19 protein-coding genes are annotated in these 20,870 nt (G+C 52.8%); 14 read left to right on the top strand and 5 right to left on the bottom strand.

Translation table 11 applies throughout. The annotated features are described in order from the left end of the window. Positions 1 to 381 precede the first annotated feature (381 nt). Genes ACN28Q_RS07395 through ACN28Q_RS07370 form a run of 6 tightly spaced genes read left to right on the top strand, consistent with a single transcriptional unit; the run spans position 382 to position 5,882 of the window. Positions 382 to 2,646 carry a TonB-dependent siderophore receptor gene (locus ACN28Q_RS07395; RefSeq protein ID WP_095845756.1) on the top strand — a complete coding sequence of 755 codons (2,265 nt, stop codon included), beginning with the start codon at positions 382 to 384 and terminating at the stop codon, positions 2,644 to 2,646. Between the two features lie 10 nt (positions 2,647 to 2,656). Further along, positions 2,657 to 3,979 (top strand): aryl-sulfate sulfotransferase, encoded by a 1,323-nt coding sequence (locus ACN28Q_RS07390; RefSeq protein WP_095845755.1) that lies wholly within the window; start codon positions 2,657 to 2,659, stop codon positions 3,977 to 3,979. Next, positions 3,972 to 4,127, top strand: a complete 156-nt coding sequence (locus tag ACN28Q_RS07385) for a hypothetical protein (RefSeq protein ID WP_165907071.1) — start codon at positions 3,972 to 3,974, stop codon at positions 4,125 to 4,127. Before ACN28Q_RS07390 ends, ACN28Q_RS07385 begins: the two co-directional genes overlap by 8 nt. Continuing rightward, positions 4,103 to 4,750, top strand: a complete 648-nt coding sequence (locus tag ACN28Q_RS07380; protein ID WP_230469451.1) for an energy transducer TonB — start codon at positions 4,103 to 4,105, stop codon at positions 4,748 to 4,750. The genes ACN28Q_RS07385 and ACN28Q_RS07380 overlap by 25 nt, the downstream gene beginning before the upstream one ends. An 11-nt stretch (positions 4,751 to 4,761) precedes the next feature. Beyond that, a complete protein-coding gene (locus ACN28Q_RS07375; RefSeq protein WP_095845754.1) occupies positions 4,762 to 5,466 on the top strand; it encodes a MotA/TolQ/ExbB proton channel family protein in 705 nt (234 codons plus the stop codon). 14 nt (positions 5,467 to 5,480) lie between these two features. Further along, positions 5,481 to 5,882 (top strand): ExbD/TolR family protein, encoded by a 402-nt coding sequence (locus ACN28Q_RS07370; RefSeq protein WP_095845753.1) that lies wholly within the window; start codon positions 5,481 to 5,483, stop codon positions 5,880 to 5,882. 13 nt (positions 5,883 to 5,895) lie between these two features. Here ACN28Q_RS07370 and ACN28Q_RS07365 read toward each other — a convergent pair whose 3' ends face one another. Continuing rightward, complete coding sequence (locus ACN28Q_RS07365) at positions 5,896 to 6,834, bottom strand: LysR family transcriptional regulator (protein WP_095845752.1); 939 nt, start codon at positions 6,832 to 6,834, stop codon at positions 5,896 to 5,898. Positions 6,835 to 7,346: 512 nt separating this feature from the next. Between ACN28Q_RS07365 and ACN28Q_RS07360 the strand changes: the two genes are divergently transcribed. The 7 genes from ACN28Q_RS07360 (at position 7,347) to ACN28Q_RS07330 (ending at position 15,206) form a co-directional block, all read left to right on the top strand. After that, on the top strand, positions 7,347 to 8,165 hold the full coding sequence (locus tag ACN28Q_RS07360; protein ID WP_230469450.1) for a winged helix-turn-helix domain-containing protein: 819 nt from the start codon (positions 7,347 to 7,349) through the stop codon (positions 8,163 to 8,165). After that, complete coding sequence (locus ACN28Q_RS07355; protein WP_095845750.1) at positions 8,162 to 8,653, top strand: FidL-like protein; 492 nt, start codon at positions 8,162 to 8,164, stop codon at positions 8,651 to 8,653. The genes ACN28Q_RS07360 and ACN28Q_RS07355 overlap by 4 nt, the downstream gene beginning before the upstream one ends. A 1,164-nt stretch (positions 8,654 to 9,817) precedes the next feature. Continuing rightward, complete coding sequence (locus ACN28Q_RS07350) at positions 9,818 to 10,330, top strand: helix-turn-helix transcriptional regulator (protein WP_095845749.1); 513 nt, start codon at positions 9,818 to 9,820, stop codon at positions 10,328 to 10,330. Positions 10,331 to 10,351: 21 nt separating this feature from the next. Next, positions 10,352 to 10,948 (top strand): fimbrial protein, encoded by a 597-nt coding sequence (locus ACN28Q_RS07345; protein ID WP_095845748.1) that lies wholly within the window; start codon positions 10,352 to 10,354, stop codon positions 10,946 to 10,948. 55 nt (positions 10,949 to 11,003) lie between these two features. After that, on the top strand, positions 11,004 to 11,699 hold the full coding sequence (locus tag ACN28Q_RS07340; protein ID WP_095845747.1) for a fimbrial biogenesis chaperone: 696 nt from the start codon (positions 11,004 to 11,006) through the stop codon (positions 11,697 to 11,699). A 4-nt stretch (positions 11,700 to 11,703) separates the two neighbouring features. After that, positions 11,704 to 14,136 (top strand): fimbria/pilus outer membrane usher protein, encoded by a 2,433-nt coding sequence (locus ACN28Q_RS07335; RefSeq protein WP_165907070.1) that lies wholly within the window; start codon positions 11,704 to 11,706, stop codon positions 14,134 to 14,136. After that, complete coding sequence (locus ACN28Q_RS07330) at positions 14,127 to 15,206, top strand: fimbrial protein (RefSeq protein WP_095845745.1); 1,080 nt, start codon at positions 14,127 to 14,129, stop codon at positions 15,204 to 15,206. Before ACN28Q_RS07335 ends, ACN28Q_RS07330 begins: the two co-directional genes overlap by 10 nt. A 36-nt stretch (positions 15,207 to 15,242) precedes the next feature. Here ACN28Q_RS07330 and ACN28Q_RS07325 read toward each other — a convergent pair whose 3' ends face one another. Next, positions 15,243 to 16,448, bottom strand: a complete 1,206-nt coding sequence (locus ACN28Q_RS07325) for a multidrug effflux MFS transporter (RefSeq protein WP_230469449.1) — start codon at positions 16,446 to 16,448, stop codon at positions 15,243 to 15,245. Between the two features lie 336 nt (positions 16,449 to 16,784). Then, positions 16,785 to 16,991 carry a hypothetical protein gene (locus ACN28Q_RS07320; protein ID WP_095845744.1) on the bottom strand — a complete coding sequence of 69 codons (207 nt, stop codon included), beginning with the start codon at positions 16,989 to 16,991 and terminating at the stop codon, positions 16,785 to 16,787. 638 nt (positions 16,992 to 17,629) lie between these two features. On the opposite strand from ACN28Q_RS07320, the gene ACN28Q_RS07315 reads away from it, so the two are divergent. Next, positions 17,630 to 18,223: a fimbrial protein gene (locus ACN28Q_RS07315; protein ID WP_095845743.1), complete on the top strand. Its 594-nt coding sequence runs from the start codon at positions 17,630 to 17,632 to the stop codon at positions 18,221 to 18,223. A gap of 241 nt (positions 18,224 to 18,464) precedes the next feature. Here the strand turns inward: ACN28Q_RS07315 and ACN28Q_RS07310 are convergent, their stop codons facing one another. Beyond that, entirely contained in the window at positions 18,465 to 19,937 is a 1,473-nt protein-coding gene (locus ACN28Q_RS07310) for a cysteine desulfurase (RefSeq protein ID WP_095845742.1), read from the bottom strand. Next, entirely contained in the window at positions 19,924 to 20,868 is a 945-nt protein-coding gene (locus ACN28Q_RS07305) for a family 2A encapsulin nanocompartment shell protein (protein ID WP_095845741.1), read from the bottom strand. The genes ACN28Q_RS07310 and ACN28Q_RS07305 overlap by 14 nt, the downstream gene beginning before the upstream one ends. Positions 20,869 to 20,870: the final 2 nt, after the last annotated feature.

Below are 20,870 nucleotides of genomic sequence, written 5' to 3'. Positions count from 1 at the left end.
CGGGTGCATATGCCGGGCAGGCACCGAGTTCTAACCTTATCCCCGTGGAATAATTTATTTTAGCGCATTCCGGTTAGTGAAATATAACGGGAAAGTACGTCTGGGAAATAAAATAACGCCGCCGGCGAAGTATTTCAGCGGAAATATAAAAATTAAATATACCCTTCATACTTCAAATTGCAGATAAATAAAATTGATGTATGCAGGAGCAAATTATATCTATACCCAAAATAATTCGAGTTGCAGGACAAAAATGCAAAAGCGTTTTTGAACAGCGTTAGCGCTGGCCCCGAAGGGGCGAGGCCCAGGGACGGGCCGAGTAACCAAGCCAACACGCCTGCAACTTGAAGTATGAAGGGTATACACCGGAGAATAAACATTATGCCGTCTCTTTATTCCACAATAAGGTTAAAACCGATTTCTTTCGCTATTGCCGCAGCGCTAGCCGGTGGACCCGGCATTGTGCTGGCCGAAACCAATGATACGGCGACCTATATTCAACAGCAGGGAACCGAGGAAAACGAACCCCAGGCCGAAGCCGAAAATCGCCAGGGCCAGCCGCCGGCGGCCGGCGAGGCGCGAGTATTGAGCACGGTAACGGTCAGCGCACAGCGCGGCACCGTCGTCAGCAGCGGCACCTTGGGCACGCGCAGCGATCTGAAAACGCCGTTTGCCACCCACAGCATCAATAGCGAAAAGATCGAGGAACGGCAGGCGAAAACTATCGGCAAACTGTTTGCCGGCGAAGCCGGCGTCGAGGCCAAGGGCAGCACTTACGGGCTGGATGCCTATGCCCTGGCGGTGCGCGGCCTGCCGTTGGACTTCGTCAATGGCTACAAGATCGACGGCCACCCGTTCCAGATGTACGGGGTGGAGCTGCCGCTGGAAATGTTTGAGCAGGTGCAGTTGCTCAAGGGCGCGACCGGCTTCCTTTACGGCATCGGATCGCCCGGCGGCATCGTCAACTACATCTCGAAAAAACCGACCAATACCCCAACGTTGTCGATCGCGGCAGGCTATTCGCAGGACAGCATTTTCAGCCAGCACCTGGATGCCGGCGGCCGCTTTGGCGAAGACGATCGCTTCGGCTACCGCTTTAACGCGGTTAACGAAAAGGGCGAGGCGTATAACGGCACGAAAGTCGATCGCCAGGCGGTTTCCCTCTATATGGATATGCGGATCACGCCTTCGCTGGTGTGGCGTGCCAACGGCTTGTATCAAGAGCGCGATTTGGAAGGCGGCATTACCACGCTTAGCATTAGCCGTGCCGGGAACTATGCCTATTCCGGCAACGCCTTGCCGGCAGCGATCAACGGGCGTAAAGACCTGACCGCCTATGATTCCTCTTATTACAACTCAACGGTGTGGGTGGGCGCCACCGGGCTGGAGTGGTCAATCAACGATAGCTGGATGCTGGACGCCAGTTACTCGCACACCTTCAAACGTATTGATTCGCGCGACGAAACGCTCTACCTGCGCAATGCCCAGGGGGATTACAACGTAGCGCTGCGGCAATTCTATCGCCCGACGCTGAACTACGATTCCGTGCAGTTCCGCCTGGAGGGGGATTTTGAAACCGGCTGGCTGACGCACAATATCGTCACCGGGGTGGAATGGCAGCAGCAAACCCGCGATCTCAACATCGGCGATCCCTCGCTCAATCCGGCCACCAGCACCGGCGGGCAAAACCATCTTTATCCAGCTTCCGGCATTTTCCCGGCTGGCAACCTGTACGGCTCCTCGCTCGATCTGGCCTACGACGGCGATTCGCCGCGCCGTTACTTCCGCATTTCCGACTGGACCACCAAATCGGCCTACTTCAGCGACACCCTGGGGCTGGGCGATAACTGGTCGCTGTTGCTGGGGCTGCGGAAGTTCGATTACGAAAACAACAACTACTACGTTTCCGGGGCGAAGCGCACCGCTTACCGTGAGAAGCCGCTGACGCCGACCGTGGCGCTGATGTTCAACCCACGGCCCGACACCACGATTTACGCCAGCTACGTTGAAGCGCTGGAAGACGGCGGCAACGTCGGGAGCACCTATGCCAATGCCTACCAGCAGTTGGCACCGATCGAAAGCAAGCAGTATGAGCTGGGCATCAAGAGCGAACGCAAGGACTGGTCGCTGGCTTCCGCGCTGTTTCGTATCGAACGGGGCACCGGCTACGCCGCAGCGGATAACTACTACGTCGGCGACGGCACGGTGCGTTACGACGGGCTGGAATTCAACGGCAGCTACCGCCCGCTGCCGGGGCTAACCCTCAATGTGGGCAGCACCTGGTTGCGCGCCGAATATCGCGAAGCCGCGGCGGCGGTCGTCGGTAAAAAAGCGGCGGCGGTGCCGACCTATCAGGGGAGCTTCAGCGTGGAAAAAGAGTTCTTCTCGCTGCCCGGGCTGCGCGTTTACGGCGGCGTAACGCACACTGGCAAACAGTACATTGATACCGCCAACACCCTGCAGACCCCGTCCTATGAGCTTTACAACCTTGGCGCCAGCTACCGCGTTCCGCTGGGCAAAGGGCAGATTACCTACCGTGCCGAGCTGAACAACCTGTTGGATAAAGATTACTGGATCGCCGCGAGCAATGCCCTGGTGGTCGGCGCGCCGCGCACGCTCAACCTCAACGTCCGTTACGATTTCTAAGGGAACCAAGATGAAAAAAGTGCTTAACGTCGCCGCTGCTCTGTTGATTAGCGCCAAGGTATTGGCGGCGCCGACCGTGTTCCCCACCGGCGTCACCCTGTACGATCCGGCCAAAGCCTGGGGCCATTACACCGTATTCAGCGGCGCGGACGACAAAAGCTATCTGATCGACATGAACGGTAATGTGGTGCGTAGCTGGCCATACCGCGGCTTCCCGACGGAAGTGATCGATCCCGCCGTCAACCAGGGGCGCAAGGGGCACGTGTTTGTGCAACTGGCAGAGCGCAAGGACAGCGATCGGCGTACCTTCGGCAATGGCGTGAATAACCATGCCGTGGCCGAGCTGGACTGGAACGGCAAGGTGGTGTGGCGCTGGGCCGGCGAGCCGGCGGTGGGTAACGCTCACCAGCACCATGAGATAACGCGGCTGGCTAATGGCAACACGCTGCTGTTGGCGAACCGCCTGCACAAGGTGGCCGGTTTCAAGCTGGATGCGTTGATCGACGATGCGATCTATGAAGTTGATCCTAACGGCAACGTGGTCTGGCGTTGGCTGGCCTCCGATCACCTGAACGAGCTCGGCTTTACCCCGGAACAGCTGGAACTGGTGCATAACACCGATCTCGCGGATTACCTGCACCTGAACAACGCCCGCCCGCTTGGCGAAAACCGCTGGTATGACGCCGGCGATGCGCGTTTCCATCCGGACAACATCATCATTGACTCCCGGCAGGCCAACTTTATCGCCATCATTGATAAACAAACCGGCAAGGTGGTATGGCGCCTGGGGCCGAACTACCCCTCTGCTGAGCGCAGCAACCCGTTTGCCGCCGGGGCGAAGCTGCCGCGCCCGGTGGATCAGTTAAGCGGCCAGCACGACGCCAAAATAATCCCGAAAGGGTTGCCGGGGGCGGGCAATATCCTAGTGTTCGACAATCAGGGCGGTTCTGGCTACCCGCCGGTGGCTTACCGCATCGCCACCGGCATATCGCGGGTGGTCGAGATAGACCCATCAACCAAACAGATCGTCTGGGAGTATCGCCCCGGCTCGGCGTTCTTCAGCGCGTTCACCAGCCTGGCGCGGCGCCTGCCTAACGGCAACACGCTGATCACCGAAGGGCAAAGCGGGCGCGTGTTCCAGGTGACGGCGGAAGGCCAGACGGTGTGGGAATACGTCAGCCCATTCTACGGCAAAGGGCGTAATGGCTTGTACCGTGCTACGCCAGTGCCTTACGACTGGGCGCCGGCCGGCACGCCGCACAGTGAACAGGCGGTGACGCCGCCGGCCAATGCGCAATTCCGCGTCGTCAACGAGGGGCAACACCGTGGCTGAAGCGTTCGCGTATCGGCGCTACGCCCTACAGGCGGAGCATGCCGCGCCGCCGGCCTGGCCGCCGCAGACGCTGCGGCGCTTTGTCGCGCAGGCGCCCGGCCCTTATCGGCTCCGGGCCTACGAGTGGCTGTTGCTGGGCGTGTGTTGACGGTGGCCTTGCATGCGGCGGTCATCGTGGCGCTGGCGGCGCGCCAGCAGGCGGTCTTGCCGCCGGTGCCGATGCCGGTGGCGGTTTCCATCGAGTTTGCCCAGCCGCCGGCGCCGCCGGTTGAGCAACCGGCAGAACCGCCTGCGCCTGCCGAAGCGCCACCGCCGGTGATTGATGAGGTTGCGCCACCGCCGCCGCCGAAACCGGCGCCAAAGCCAAAACCCGTGGTCAGGGAAAAGCCGCCGGTGCAAAGCAAACCGGCGCCGAGCGCGCCACGGCCGGCGGAGAACTCGCTTAGCACGCTGCCGGCGGCAAAACCCGCCCCCGCGCCGGCGCCGCTGGTACCGCCTTCGGCCAACGCGGCCTATTTACGTAACCCGGCGCCGGATTACCCAGCGGCCGCGCTCAAACGTGGCTGGCAGGGCACGGTGCTGTTGCAGGTTCAGGTGCGCGCCGATGGCACGCCGCAAAGCATCCGGCTGCAGAAATCCAGCGGCTATGGGGTGCTGGACGAGGCGGCCAAAGCGGCGGTGCAGCGTTGGACATTCGTGCCGGCGCAACGCGGCGGCAAGCCGGAAGCGGGCTGGGTTACGGTTCCGATTAATTTCAATTTAACTTCATGAGGCGACAGGCTATGACTTTGGGACACATTGAATTGGCATCGGCGGAAGGCGCCGTCATTTTGCTACTGCTGTTTTTCTCTGTGCTGACCTGGCTGATCGGCCTGACCAAGCTGGTGCAGTTTTCGCGGCAAAAGCAGCGCAACCGGCGTTTCCAGCGGGCATTTTGGCAGCAGGAGAGCATCAGCGGCGCTCTGGCGGCAACGGGGAATGCGCCGGGCGCCTCTGCCAACCTGGCGCGGGCTGGCCTGGATGCCGCGCAGGCGGTAGCGGGGCGCGCCGCTGGCGCGGTTAATTTGCCAGACCGCATTGAGCGCGCGTTGCGCCAGCAGATCCAGCGCGAACGCCGTTCGCTGGAAGCCGGGCTGGCGGTGTTGGCCAGTATCGGCAGTACCTCGCCGTTTATCGGCCTGTTCGGCACGGTGTGGGGGATTATGGCGGCGCTGCAGGAGATCGGCCAGACCGGCTCCGCCAGCCTGGATACCGTCGCCGGGCCGATCGGCAACGCCCTGATCGCCACCGGCGTCGGCATCGCCGTCGCGGTTCCCGCTGTACTGGTCTACAACTATTTCATTCGCCGCATGAAGCTGCATGTGGCCTATCTGGATGATTTCGCCCACGATATTTTCAGCGTGGCCCAGGCGCAGGAATTCCACCTGTTTACCGCCACTGGGGCAGAACAGGCGCCCGCGCCTTATACTGCCCCCCTTAAAATGTAGCCGGTGGTGTGATTATGGCTTTTGTCTCGCAGGATAACGATGAAGTGATGAGTGAAATGAACATCACGCCGCTGGTGGATGTGATGTTGGTGCTGCTGGTGGTGTTCATCGTCACCGCCCCGATGCTGACCAACGCCATCCCGATTAAACTGCCGAAAACCGAGGCCGTAGCGCCGCCGGAACAGCGGGACCCGCTGGTGGTCAGTATCGACGCGCAGGCGCAGCTGTTTGTGAATAAAACGGCGGTGCCGCGCGAGATGTTGATCCCGCGCTTGCAGCAGGCCAAGGCGGAAAACGCCGATCTGATCGTGCAACTGCAGGCGGATGAGGGCGCTAACTACGGCGCGGTGGCCGGGATCCTGGCCGAAATGGAAAAAGCCGGCATCACCCGCCTGGCGCTGTTGACGCAAAAATAGCGCGGTGCGGCTTTTATTCGCCAGCCGCCAGCCAGTTCACCGGATCGTGGCGATCGGTGTCGACGATGGTATCGACCATCAGCTGTGCCAGCGGCGACAGAGGCTTATTCATCATGGAAATAATGCCGAAGTGGGTGCACATCTTTTCCCATTCCGGCGGCGCTTCCGCCAGGTTAATCCGCACCAGCCCGTGGCTTTCCTGAAGCAGCTCAAAGGTATCGGCGCTGGCGAAGCTGATGGCGTTGCTGTGGCGCAGGACGCCGAACAGCGAGTAGACATAGTCGCACTGGATGTGCGGCGTGAAGTCCGGCTGCTGGCTCAGCGCCGCCAGCACCTTGCGGATGCCGGTCGGCAGATAGGGCGCGGCAAAAGGGTAGCTCAGTAACTGTGCCGGCGTGACGCCGCCCTGTTCCGCCAGCGGGTGCGAACGGTGGCAGACAAAAAAGCAGCGCTGGCTGCGCAGCGGTTGCACCCTCAGCTCCGGGTTGATTTCAGCCTGCCAGATATCCGCGATGAAAAAGGAAAATTCATCGGCGATCAGCCGCTGGTGCAGCGATTGCCAGTTATCGACGCTGTAGGTAACTCGCACGCCCGGGCGCAGGCGGTTGAAGTGGGCGATCGCCTGCGGGATCAGCAGCGAAGAGGGCGCCGGGCCGCAGCCGAAAAACAGGCTCCCGCTCTGTTCGTCGCTCATGTCGCGCATCTCTTTGAGCAGATCGTCGGACAGTTCCTGCATGCGCCGCGCCATCGGCAGCAGCTTTTCCCCTTGCCAGGTGAGGGCAAACTGTTTGCTCTGGCGCTCTATCAGTTGGCAACCCACGGATTGTTCCAGCGCCTGAATACTGCGGCTGAAGGCTGATTGCGACAGGTAAACCGCTTCGGCCGCCTGCACAAAACTTTTGTGTTCAGCCAGCGCGAGAAAGTTACGCAGTTGCCGTAGATCCAAATTCATCGCTATGTCGCCCCAAGGATGGTGTTTACGCCATTTTGTGGGGAGATGGCAGGTAAAAGACAATGACATAACGTTATAAGATATGCCGCCGCTCATCCCCCATCTTTGCGGCGTAACTTACGGCAGATTAATTCATTGCCGCCCTAAACGGAAAAACAGCATTAAAGAACACGGTAAATAATTATCCTTCCATTTTCCCTGTATCATTTATGGCAATCAGAATGTGCTGTTAAGATGCAATGGCGGTATCGGCATGTTTTTATCCGTGGAGTAGGTTTGTCTTTAGCCTGCTCTCATTATTCATAATACCGTTGGCAGCAGAATATACTTTATGCCGGCTATTGGTATGTGCCGCTGCGCTGGCGAAAAGCAGTAATAGCCCGATATCGCGTGGATCAGTCTGTTTTTACTCTGCGGCTATATTTTTTCGCCTACATTATCCGAGAAAGTGAACGTACGCATTTGTATTATCTGGGTACTTAAATTCGCTCGCTATAAGAATCTGATTTATAATGAATGCGATCCGCGAGCATAGGGTGATTTTTTGCATGATTTATACGATCGACGGGACCATAACTTATAACTCAGATGATTGCACATTGAGCCATCTGCCCACGCAGGAGACGCTAAGCCTGAGTATTTCATCTGGCCGGCTGTTCGAGCAATTGCTCAACTCTAACGGTGAAATTCTGGCAAGGGACGTACTGTTGACGGAGGTGTGGGATAAATATGGGCTACGCGGTTCGAATAACAATCTTAATCAATATCTCAGCATCGTGCGGCGCGCACTGGCAGCATTTGGCTGTGAAAATTTGATCATCACCGTGCCTAAAATGGGGATCCGCCTTAACACGGATATTCCCATCACGCGGGAAGCGTTTGCCCGAGAAGATGTATCGCAATCTTCGCTGACTGAAACTTCCTCGCCGGTTAAAAGCCGCGCCAAGGTGCACGTCGCCCTTTATGGTTGCCTGCTGCTGGCAGGGTTGCTGATTTGTCTGATTGCAGGCCGAAGCTGGTACTATCTGGTAATAAAAGCGGGTAAACAGGAAATTGCACCGGTTTCCATCTCCCTGGCGGGGGGCTGTCGAGTCGTGTTTTTAGAGGGGGGGGACAGCCCGGCTGAGCCGGAACTGAAGAACCAAATCCAACAAATGATGCGCGAAAATCACCAAACCTGTGATAGCAGCCTGCGTCTCTATTTCGATAAAAATACCGCATTCTCTCCGCAAAATTATGGCAGAACGCTCATCTCTTTCTGCAAGCTGGATAACAGCGGAAATGTTATCTCGTGCGATAACGTCTATTATCTCGACTGGAGAATGAGTTGAAAAGAACCACCACGATAGCGTTGGCCGCCATGATCCTGCTCGCTCTGATTTCCCTAGGGGCAGTGACGTTTATGCGCCACGTCGACGATTTTCCATTTCGTTGCTCCACCTTTACGCGTTATGACCTAAGCCGTAAGGAGGGGGTGAGTATTGAGTTTGCGCTGAAGCATGATCTGCGTTTCCAGGATAAATCCTCAGGCTATTTATTGCTCAATGGGCAGGTGGCCTACGGCGATAAGGTTACCACCCTTAATCGTCGAATTAGCCTCAATCAGGGCGATAAAATTGATTATGATACTTATCGCTATCATATTGATAATATTATAAAATCATCGACCGACAATACCCCTGACGCGGCTTTTAATCACCTATTGGCAGAGTTGATGCTTGATCCCTCTTCTTTACAACTGAATGTGGTGCAGCTCGATAAAAAAACCTATCTGATTGGCGGTCCCCTCTCTCATTTGTTCACCTGCCAGCGCTACTGAATCGATAATTTTCGCTCATCATGCCGAATATCCGTACGGCGTTCGGCATGATTACACCCACCTTCAATCGCTGTATCGGCACATGTAATTCGGTTAAATCAATCCGCGAAGATATTCTAGAGTAAAAACCTATAAATTTATAATTTATAGGTTTTTACTCTATTTTTGGTACCGTTAATTGGATAATATTTTATTTTGACGATGACGCCTCCAAGGCTGCATGGGTAAAAAGGGGAAAGTGGCTTCCTTTCCGCCCGCAACTTCTAGTTCAACGGCCAATACGATATTGTGCAAACAAATCAGACTGCCGTGTCGATAAGCGGGTTGTTGGATTATACGTCACCGCTTATGAATGGGGATAAATCTATAAATGGATTTTAAATGGAATTTTAATCCAAAAATTATATTTTATTAGCACATTTATCTACTGAGCGGTTCCGATGTGCATAATGGAGCCGTACCCTTCGGTTTATCGTAGTGACTCATCTTTTTAGTGTGTGATTCTTGTTTTATTTAATTTAATGGAATAATAATCTAATTATTTGGTTTTTACATCTTTAAATTGCTGTTTTAGACGGTTTGCGCGTAAATTTAATCCGAAGCAAAGGTAGTGCGTCTGGACGGATATTAGTCAGCATTGAGTATAAACAGGATGTAAAGCGATGCTGGCAGCTCGGGGTTAAGTGGATATTATTCGAGGTAAGGGGAATCAATGCAGTCAAGTTGTTTTCTTGAGCCAAATTGAAAATAAGGGGTTAGATTGATTTTGATCAATTTATTGCTCTTTATGGTTAAAATTTGAACTTGCGTGAGGGCGCGATAAAATAGGTTGTGTCATCTAGGATTAATCCGTTCCTTGGTAAGTTTATTTGTAAAGAAAAATCATAACTTATCCATTTAACTGGAGGGGTGGTAATGAAAATATATATATATCAAATGGATGCTTATTGTTTTTTATTGGCTTAATGTCAAGCTGTGCATTTATTTTTTTAAGACATATCCACTTAATAAATTATTAACATTCATGCTCAATCTGGGTAAAAATAGCCTCATAAAATTTATGCAAAACTGAATTACCGGTTAAAAGTAGGTACGTGGTGCGCACAAATTTTATTGTTCGGCAAGCCCGGAATAAACAGTACCGGGAAAAATAGGTTGGTTGTAATGGGGGAGATTAGAGTTATTATTCTCGGCGGTGATGCATTTATGACCGCAGGTGTGAAGCGTATTATTTCATGCCTCGCCATGCCTAAGAATATGTTTGAGGTTAGAAATGGTGGGGTTGTTGACTGCTTGACTGCTAATCGTACTGATTATCAGAGGACCATCGTTATTGGACCAAGACACTTGTTAAATGTTATTAGCTTGTTTCCGAACGACATTAGCGTTATTGCGGCATGTAACCGGATTAGCGTCGATGAGTTTGTGCAGCTATTGAGTGGTCGGTCAATAAGTAGGGTTCAAATGCGGTTATCTTATATCCCCAGGTTGACCAAAGTCGAAAGACGCTATTGCTTGCTGTTGGCTCAGGGCGTCTCAGTAGAACAGATGGCAATTCTTTTTCACTGTGGGCGAAAGAACATCAGCAACATTAAAGCAAAAGTGATGATGAAGTGGAGGTGTCAGAATACTTTAGAATTTTATAAGTTATTACTCACTCTTTTAGAAATAATATGAATGACCAAGGAAATAATGTAAATGGAAAATCGTAATTTTAATAAAGTTACTATCGGATTAGTTGCTTTTTTATTTTGTAATCTTGCTTCCGCTACCACCACTTCTGGCGTGGGTGGCGGCACTATTACCTTCTCCGGAGCAGTCACCGATGTAACCTGTAACGTTACCACCAACAACGGCAGTGATTTCACTGTGGACATGTCCCCGGTTACCGCCACAGATGTTGGTTCTACTATTGGCGTAGTGACGGCGAACCCACAACAATTCAGCCTGACGGTTGACGGTTGTACGGGGTTCAACAGCACCAGTACCACAGCCCAAGCGCTGAAGATCACATTCTCCGGTTCAAATATTTCGGATGATGGCATTTATCTGAAGAATTTATCCGGTACCGCCACGGGCGTAGGCATTGGTATTACCTCCGACGGTAGCTCGCTGGTGGCGTTGAACAGTGCGCTGAATACCGGTCTGGCGACTACGTCGTCCGACTCGTCAAAATATGACACCGCGGCGAACGGCACTCTGAGCTACTACGCCAACTATTACAATTACGGCGGGAGTTCCGCCACTACCGGTTCTGTGATCACCACGGCAACCTATACCTTTGAATACGAGTAATCGTTAACGCTATTTGGATGAAATAACAGGACAAGGATGTCCTCCCAGGAAAAACATGATCAGTAAGATAACTTTGCTGTGCTCTTTATTGCTGACGAGCACATTTTATGCCCATGCCAGCGTAGTGGTGAATAACACCCGGGTCATTTTTGATGGTGGGAAGAAAAGCACCAATGTGCAGTTAATGAATAAATCGTCAGAAGCGCATCTGGTGCAATCATGGATTGATGACGGCAATCCGGAGGCCAGACCTGAGAATTTGAAATTAGCGTTGGCGGTCGTACCCGCGGTGGTCCGTATTGATGCGGATAACGGCCAGGTACTGAATATCGTTAAAAATGATCTGGCAGCGAGTCTGCCAACCGATCGTGAAAGTGTGTTTTGGCTGAATATTATTGATGTTCCCCCCGTTCCGCAGAACAAAAGCGGTAACTATTTACAATTTGCGGTGCGGAGCCGCTTAAAAGTGTTCTATCGCCCAGCAGGATTAGCGATAAGCCCAAACAGCATCAATCAGCATATCCGTGTTCAGGGCGCTTGCATTAAAAATGAGACGCCCTATTTCGTTACCGTGATAGGCATTGAGGATAAGAAAAGCAAAGGGGGTAATCTCCTTGATAAGACGTTGTTATTAAGACCATTCTCTTGTCATGAGTATGATAAACGCCATCTGCTGAGCGAGCGGAAATCCTACACTTTTAAAATTATTGATGATTTTGGCACGCAAAGAGACATCGATATCAGCAACTGAGATTATGAAAATTTGCAATCGATTGACCATCATCCTGTTGCTATCTGGCGCTACATTTTCATGCTCCGTTTTAGCCGCTGCTGAATTTGACCAAAGCTTCATGGTTGGCACCAGCGCCAAAGCGCTCTCACAGGCACAAAAGAGCACCATCAGTCCTGGCATTTATTCCGCTGATGTTTTTGTCAATAAAGAGTGGAAAGGGAAATATGATGTAAAAATCGATGCTGATGGCGCGGTTTATGTCAATGCAGGCTATCTGAATAATCTTGATATTAAAACGCTGTTGCTGGCGGAACAGCGCAACGCGGCGGAGTGGGTTTTGCTGGTGCAATATCTCGAGCAGCGCGCCGTTGTGTTCCACCGCGATAGTCTGCGCCTCGAGATTACCGTACCGCAGGCGGATATCATCGCGCATGATAAAAATTGGTTGCCCCCCGAACTCTGGGATAAGGGGATCAGTGGCCTGTATACCAACTACAATATGCTCTATTCACAGAGTCGCTACCGTAATAGCGGTGACGACCAATCTTATTTATATCTGTCGCTCAATAGCGGCCTGAATCTGGCTGACTGGCATTTCCGTGATAACTCTTACTACTATCGTCGCCAAAATGCCGAAGCGAAGTGGGTGAACCGTAGCCGTTATCTGGAGAAATCACTACCGGCGATCAACGCGATCGCAACGTTGGGCGACAATTACAGCAATGCCGACTGGTTCGATAGCTTCGATTTTCGCGGTCTGGGCGTGAAAAAAGATCTGACGATGCTGCCGGACAGTTATCGCACCTATATGCCAGTAATTAAAGGCACTGCTGACAGCAACGCAGTCATTAAGGTACTGCAGGACGGCAAAATTATTTACCAGCAGAGTGTGCCTGCCGGGCCGTTTATCGTCGCCGATCTGATGCCAACCGGCTCACGCTCCGATCTCAACCTGGTGATTGAGAATGCGAATGGCACCACCAGTTCGTCTTTTATCCCTTATTCAGCGGCTTCGAGCATGTTGCGTAGCGGTTCTTCCGACTGGTTGTTTAACGCCGGTCAGTTACGCACCGACTCACTGTTGGATAAAAGCTACTTCTCACAGGCGGAGTATTCGTTGGGGGTGAATAACTACCTGACGCTGGCGGCCGGTTCGATTTTGAGCAGCAGATACAAATCGGGTTTGATCGGTGCATCGGTGTTGGTGCCCTATGCCGGAACCCTCTCAGCCAGCGTTGAACAGGCCGCCCTGCAAGCTGCGCAGAACAAAGCCAGCGGCAGCAAAAGTAGAATTGCCTGGAACCGCTATTTTAGTGCCAATACCAATGTTACTGTCAGCCTGATACATAAAAAACCGGATTATCTGACGCTGAATGAATCAGACTCCATCAGCCAATACATCAGCAACAAGATCGGTTATCAGGCGCAGGAAAAAAACAGTCTGAGCATTTCGGTGGATCAGCGTTTGCCTGAAGGTTACGGCACGCTGTCAGCTAGCATTTATACCGTTGACTACTGGAATACCCAAGATAAATCGAAGCAATATTCATTGGGGTGGAGCAATAGCTATAATAATATTTCCTGGACATTAAATGCCGGAAGACGTCTGTATAGTCAGGGCTATACTTTCGGACTGGATGATGCTCAGGATATAGACGTAAAATATTATGACGAATCGTACGCCAGCCTGTCTTTAAGTATTCCGATCTCCATTTTTGAGCGTGCAAGCAGTATTAGTTCCTCTCTGACGACGGAGGGAAGAAAATACAGTTCATCATCTTTGAGCTGGAACCAGCAATATGCAGACAACCTGCGCTATAATCTGTCGGTGAAAAATAGCCAGCAAGAAAAAACCACGGCTGGCGGTTATGTTTCCTATGATTCGCCGTTCGCCAATCTTACCGGTAATGTCACTAAAGGCAGTAACTATAGCCAGTATGGCGTTGGGGCCACCGGCAGCATTTTGGCTTCACAGTATGGCGTGTTGACATCGCCAAGAACGGGCAGCAACTTCGTTATCATTGATGCGCCAGGCGTTTCCGGTGCGAAAGTGAATGGCAATGAAAGTTTTACAACCAACAGTTCTGGTAAAACGCTTATTCCTTATGCTAAAGCCTGGCGGAAAAACAGCTACTATCTACGTTCCGAAGCCGGCAATGATGTGCTAGGTAATATCAAACAAATTGCCCCATGGAAGGGCAGTATTTCCTATGTTAAATATATTACTGATACGCGACAGACGTTTTCTTTACGTGCCGTTGATAGCAGAGGGGAACCATTGTCTTTTGGTTCATCTATTTTTGACAAGAAAGGGCGTGAGCTCGGATATGTAGCACAAGGGAGCCTGATTTATATAAAGGCGAACACGTTGCCTGATTATATTTTAATTAAAGCAGAAGATGATTCTTGTGTTGTAAGGAACGCGACTATTACAGGCAAAAACATATGCAAATAATCATGTTTAAAAAGTATTTACTCAATGTGCTCTTGGCACTCTTTGGGCTTTTTGCTGGGGGGCAGGTACATGCTGCCTGGTGTGATCCATATGGCATTTTGATCGGTGACCGTTCAATGGCGGTCACCAGTAACGGTTCCACTGATATTAGCGATATGCTTTCGTTAAGTAATAGCTATTCCTACACCCAAAGCTCAAATTTTTCAAATTATACGTTACAGTGCTGGTCCGGTTCGACAACGTTGTATTATCGTAATGGTATAAATGGCGGTTACACGGTTAAATTCACTAATGGAGATCTGGATACCTATATCAAATTTACCGCATCGCTATCAAAAAGCAGCCAAACGTTTACGGGCTTTGTAAACACGACTATTGCGGCAAGTACTTTTGATGCCGATATGACGCTTAACGCCGAGGTCGTGAACGGTACCACCTATGATGCCACGACCTCGGGTTCCAGCATAGAGCTACCGGTCTTGTACTTGGTGACCTCAAGCGGCAATTCCACCTATGCAACCGCAAGCGCTTTGCGCAATGTTGTCTCTACTTCTGCTCAGGCAGCCTCAGCCTCATTCAGTTATGTCAAAGCATTTGCGTCGATGACGGTGAATTTCTTGCCGACCACTACGACCTGCGTCATTGAGAACCTTGCGTTTTCCTTGCCCAACACTACTGTTTTTGCGTTGAAATCCGGTGATTATTCGGACAGCCAGTTCACGATCCCGGTGAGCTGTAGCGGCAGCGTGAATAGCCTCGCCACGAAGACGTTTAATTTACGCGCCTACAGTAACGATCTGGTCGATACCGGCAATTACATAATCAGAAATCCCTCCTCAACTTCATCCGGCATTGGTTTTCAGTTATTTAACAGTGCTGCGGATCCCATCAAAATGAGCTCAACGTTTGATTCCAGCGCCACCTCGTTGGCCTCAATGACCAAAAGCAGTAGTTTGGTCTCGTCACTCACTGGCATAGATATCGGCGCACGCTACAAGATTTACGACAGCAGTAATCTCTCGGCTGGCTCGGTGGTTGGCACTATGGTGATTTATATGGAATATGAGTAGATATCGATACTGGCCGCTCTGCTAATTAGCCGTTCTTCATATTCCGCAGCCGGAAGATGTTCGGCTAAATGACCAGAGTATCAGCGCGGTAAGGGCTGGGATCAGTATCCCGAGCGCCAAAGGTAAAGCGCTTGAGCTGATCGCTGAAGCCACCATGGCTGAACAGATGAAGGCGACGCCGAATTGCATGGCGCCGACCAAGGCCGAGCCCACACCCGATTGCCCCCGTGCCGCCTCCATGGCAATGGAGGTGGCGTTCGCGCTCAGCAAACCGACCATGGCGATTGAGAACCAGAGTGGGGCGATCAGCACCCAAAGCCGATGAGTTTGCGAAACCAGCAGCAGTACGAAGCTAATAGCCACAAACAGCGGCAGTACGATGCTGATAACCGTTTGTACCTGCAACTTTACCAACAACCGACTGTTGACGAACGAGGCGACGACCAACCCGAGCGCGACAAAACCGAAGGCCAGACCATATTCAATCTTGTTGAGGCCGAGCACGCCCTGGAAAACGCTGGATGAGGCTGTGATAAAGGAGAACATGGCCGCCTGGATCAATGAACTGACTAAGGCCGGGACGACGAACGGGCGGGAAGCCAACAACTGCCAGTAATCGCTGAATACGCCTGTCAGCGGCGTCTTGAGCCGTTTTGTGGCAGGTAAGGTTTCTGGCAGCAGCAAGGATGCCAGCGCCAGCGCAAGAGCACCGATCGCCAACATAGTGATAAAGACCATTTTCCAGCCGAACTGCGTTACGATAACACCGCCCAGCAGCGGCGATACGACGGGCCCGAGCGTCATCAACATGACCAGTAGCGTCATGGTTCGTGCCGCTGCGGTACCCTCATAGAGATCTGAGACCACCGCGCGCCCCACCACCATGCCGCCACAGGCGCCAAGCGCCTGGATGAACCGCAGGCCGACGAATATCGAGGTTGAGCGGGTCATAAGCAACAGCACAGTTGCAACGCAGAACAGCGCGGCTCCGACCAGCAGCGGCCCCTTGCGGCCGAAGCGGTCGATTAAGGGGCCGAACACCAGTTGGCCGGCGCATAGGCCAAGGAAGAATACCGACAGCGACAGCTCTAGCGCGCCATCCGGGGCATTGAGATAAACCTGGATGTCGCCGAAGGCCGACAGATACATGTCGGTAGCCAGCGGCGGAAAAATCGAAAGAACAGAGAGCACCATGATGATCGTCAGCGTGTTTGATCCGGCGGGGGCAGCTCCTGTGCTCATTCGCACTCTCCTTTATTTCGCCACTTCACGGTGGACGAATGGTTAGCCTGCATATCTGCGCTTTTGTGTACCTTCGTCTGGGCATCAAGGGCGTGGTTGAGGTTCCCGTCCCCCCAAAGGCGCATAACAATTTGTTCAATCGCAGCATGAATAAATATTGTTGATTATGGCAAAAAAAACGGGGTTTGAGACCGGTTTCTGCTTTGGTTTTGATGGGTATCAAACATGATGATAAATCATACGATAACTTACTGAGCGTATGCTTACTGGGCAGGGGGAGCGAACTCCGCGCCGCGTGCTACCTAATAAAAACCAGAAAGAGAATAAGCCGTTAGGTTAAATACCATCGCCATCTTTAAATGGGCTTTGTAATAAACTGGCCTGCCGAATATTACTGTCCGGCGGCGTGTCGCGGGTTAACCAGACATTACCGCCGATGCTCGAACGGGCGCCAAAGCCAAAACCCGAGGTCAGGAAAAAGCCGCCGGTGCAAAGCAAACCGGTGCCGAGTGCGCCACGGCCGGCGGAGAACTCGCTTAGCACGCTGCCGGCGTGACGCCGCCCTGTTCAGCCAGCGCGAGAAAGTTACGCAGTTGCCGTAGATCCAAATTCATCGCTATGTCGCCCCAAGGTATGGTATTCACGTCATTTTGTAGGGATATGGCAGGTAAAAGACAATGACATAACGTTATAAGATATGCCGCCGCTGCCGGCGGAAAGAAACTTTTCTTACCCAGAAAGACCCTGTGGCGATCGCGCCAGGCGGTCTCTTTTTGGCTTAATTATTTAACAGCCTTACCTGCAATATTATTCTCCGCATCAAAACAACAAAGGCGAAAAACAATAGATTTAATATATGAAATATTTATCCGCCTGCCAGAATTAATAAAATAAAAAGAACGGGAGTGAACTGAGCACGTGTTTACCGCCCCATTAAAAAGCGCAAAGTGTTCTCGGTAGAGGGCACCGTGAAAAAGGTCGTGTGGCTGGCAATGCGCCGCTTTATTATTGATTTCGGTAACGACATTGATAGTCAATTCTGAGAAAGGCATGTACACAGAATGCTGTACAGGCTCGATTAGACTTAGGTATGATATCATAGGTATGGCGGTATCCTATAAAATAGGCCAGGTCGTTCTGAATAGGAAAATCGCTTTGAATGGAAAAGGAGAATCCAGTTTATGTCAGTAGCCCGTTATTTTAAGTTATCCATTGTAACTCTTCTGGCCGTAGGGTGTTTGCTCCCAAAGGAGTCTGCCGCTGTTACCACTTCTGCGTCCGGGGGCGGTACCATCACATTCAGCGGGGCTGTAACAAAGGGTACCTGTAATTGGGAAGGGGATAGCCCAGATTTTACCGTCAAACTCGACCCAATCACCCGTAGCGAATTGGGGACGACGGTGGGGTTGGCCGACGCGAAAAAGGTAGCGTTTGATTTAGTCCTGTATAATGCATGTGAGTTTCCCTATATGACTACGATGGTAGACGGCGGTATCTATTTTACAGGCTCAAATGTCTCTGATGATCGGCTATACCTGAAGAATGATTACGGGACAGCACGGGGAGTAGGCATAGCTATTACTTCAGACGGCGCAACCATACTGCCAATGAATAGGATTTCCAGTACACAGGATGGAACAGTCCACTTCGATTACGATTATACTTTGGCCAAGGGCACGATACATTTTTACGCTCATTACTATAACTACGGCGGTGAAAATATCTCTACCGGTTCAGTAATTACCAGCGTAATTTATTATATGGACTATGTGTAATCTGTTTCTTACACCCATTCGGTCGCATTTTGGCGTGAGTTAACCGCGCCTTCAGAGGCCGTAGTGCATTTGTCACTCAGGCGCAACTGACCAGGCGATAGCATTTGGAAAACCCGCTTCTTCCGTTGCCGCCTGATAAATTGATCTACAGGCGTCCCTGCCTGTTCCGCCTTCATGCCGCCGTGCTCCCGCATCCGGTGCTGAACATCGGTTTTCCCCTGCCGATCGCGTGAAAACGCCGTTAGCGCCGCGAGCCTGTTGCCAACAACGTGATTTTTTCTGCCAGAAAATCAATTTCCTGTGGGGTATTGTAAAAGGCGAGCGAAGGCCGCACCGTCGTTTCGTAGCCGAAGTGGCGCAGGATCGGTTGTGCGCAGTGGTGCCCGGCACGCACTGCAATCCCGGCCTGGCTGAGGTAGCGCCCGATCGCTTCATTTTCATGGCCTTCCAGCACAAAAGACAACACGCTGGTCTTTTGGGCGGCGGTGCCAATCAGCTTTAGCCCAGGGATCTGCGTCAGTTTCTCAATGCCATATTCCAGCAGCGCATGCTCATACTGGGCGATATTGGTGATTCCGATTGCGGTGACATAATCAATGGCCGCGCCAAGCCCAACGGCATCGGCAATGTTGCCTGTCCCGGCTTCGAACTTATTTGGCGCCGGTTGGTAACGCGTCAGCTCAAAAGTGACATCGGCGATCATATTGCCACCGCCCTGATACGGGCGTGCTTCGTCCAGTACCTCCTGCTTGCCGTATACCACACCGATGCCGGTAGGGCCGAACACCTTATGGCCGGAAAAGACAAAGAAGTCGGCGTCCAACGTGGTCACATTTACCGGGATATGCGAGATTGACTGGGCGCCATCAATGGCAATACGCACGCCAAAACGATGGGCGATCGCCACCAGTTCCTGCACCGGTGTCACGGTGCCGAGAGCGTTGGATACGTGGGTGGCCGAAACAAAACGCGTTTTGTCATTGAACAGGCGACTATATTCTTCAAGAATCAACTGGCCGTTTTCATCTACTGGCGCCACGCGGAGCACCGCGCCAGTCTCTTGAGCCACCAGTTGCCACGGCACAATGTTGGCGTGGTGTTCCAGCAGGGTCAGGATGATCTCATCCCCCGGGCGCAGCAGGGGTTTGACATAGCTTTGCGCAATCAGGTTCAGCCCTTCGGTGGTGCCACGCACGAACACGATATTGGCCGAACTGCCCGCACCGATAAAGCGCGCCACCTTGTCCCGCGCGGCCTCGTAGGCATCCGTCGAGCGTGCGGCCAGCGTATGCGCCGCCCGATGAATGTTTGAATTTTCATGCAGGTAAAAGTGGCTGATGCGCTCAATAACCTGCCTTGGCCGTTGGGTGGTGGCCGCGTTGTCCAGCCAGACCAGCGGTTTGCCGTCAACCTGTTCAGCAAGGATCGGGAAATCGGCGCGGATATGTTCCACCGGCACTTGGCCGACGCGTGCCAACGGCGCCGGGACTGATGATGGCGTTACGCCAGGCCGTGGTGCGACGGCGGTGGCGCTATTCTGGCCGTAAGGCACTACCTGCGGCGCATAGGCCGGATCCGGCGCGTGCGGCTTCGGGGCACGCTCCCCCAGCAGCGCGTGCAAATCACGTTCGTCCGGCAGGCCGTAATCACGGGCTGACGGTGAGCGCTCGCCGCTGCCTGGCCAACCCGGCAGCGAAAGATTATTCGTAGTCATAATATTCACCTACTTCAACGTCTTCCAATACGGCGATGGCATCATCGGCCAGAATGGCGGCGGAGCAATAGAGTGAAAGCAGGTAGGAGGCGACGCCGTTGTCGTCAATGCCGCGGAAGCGCACTGACAGGCCACGGGATTGTTCATTTGGCAGCCCGGACTGGTACAGGCCCAGCACGCCGCGTTTGCTCTCGCCGGAACGGATCAGCAGGATATTGGTTTTGCCGCCTTTGCCTTTCGGGTTTTTCAACCCGTCGACAAACAGTTTATCCGAAGGGATCAGCGGGATGCCGCGCCACAAAATAAAGGTACCGCCGTGCAGGTTGACGGTGACCGGCGGCACCCCGCGGCGCGTGGCTTCACGGGCAAACGCCGCGATGGCGCGCGGGTGGGCGAGGAAGAACGAGGGCTCTTTCCACACCTTGGCAATCAGCTCATCCAGATCGTCCGGCGTTGGGCGGCCGTTGCGCGTCTGGATACGTTGGGCATCGGCAACGTTCTTCAGCAGGCCATAGTCATCGTTATTGATTAGCTGGCTTTCCTGGCGCTCGCGCAGGCTTTCAATCGCCAACGCGATTTGTTCGGAAGCCTGATCGAACGGCGAGCTGTAAATATCAGCGATTTTGGTATCGACGTTAACGATGGTGGCGATGGAGTCCAACTGGTATTCACGCGGCTGCGTCTGGTATTCGATATAGCCTTTAGGGATTTCAATGCGGGTGGGATCCTGGCTGCACAGCGCATCCAGCGGGGTATCGCCTTCCACCACTTTGTTAACGCGATAGATCCCGGCCTCAAGCCCTTTGTAGTCCAGAAAATAGCTGACCCAGCGCGGCGTGATCGCCCCAAACTGCGGCGCCGTTTTGGTCACGTTGGCCAGTTGATACGCGGCGTCACGCCCCAGAGCGTTAAGAACGTTTTTATCTGTCATGG

This window comes from Gibbsiella quercinecans, from assembly GCF_002291425.1.
Classification (GTDB): domain Bacteria; phylum Pseudomonadota; class Gammaproteobacteria; order Enterobacterales; family Enterobacteriaceae; genus Gibbsiella; species Gibbsiella quercinecans.
Note: the sequence above shows the minus strand (reverse complement) of the source record. Positions and strands in the feature narration are given on the sequence as shown.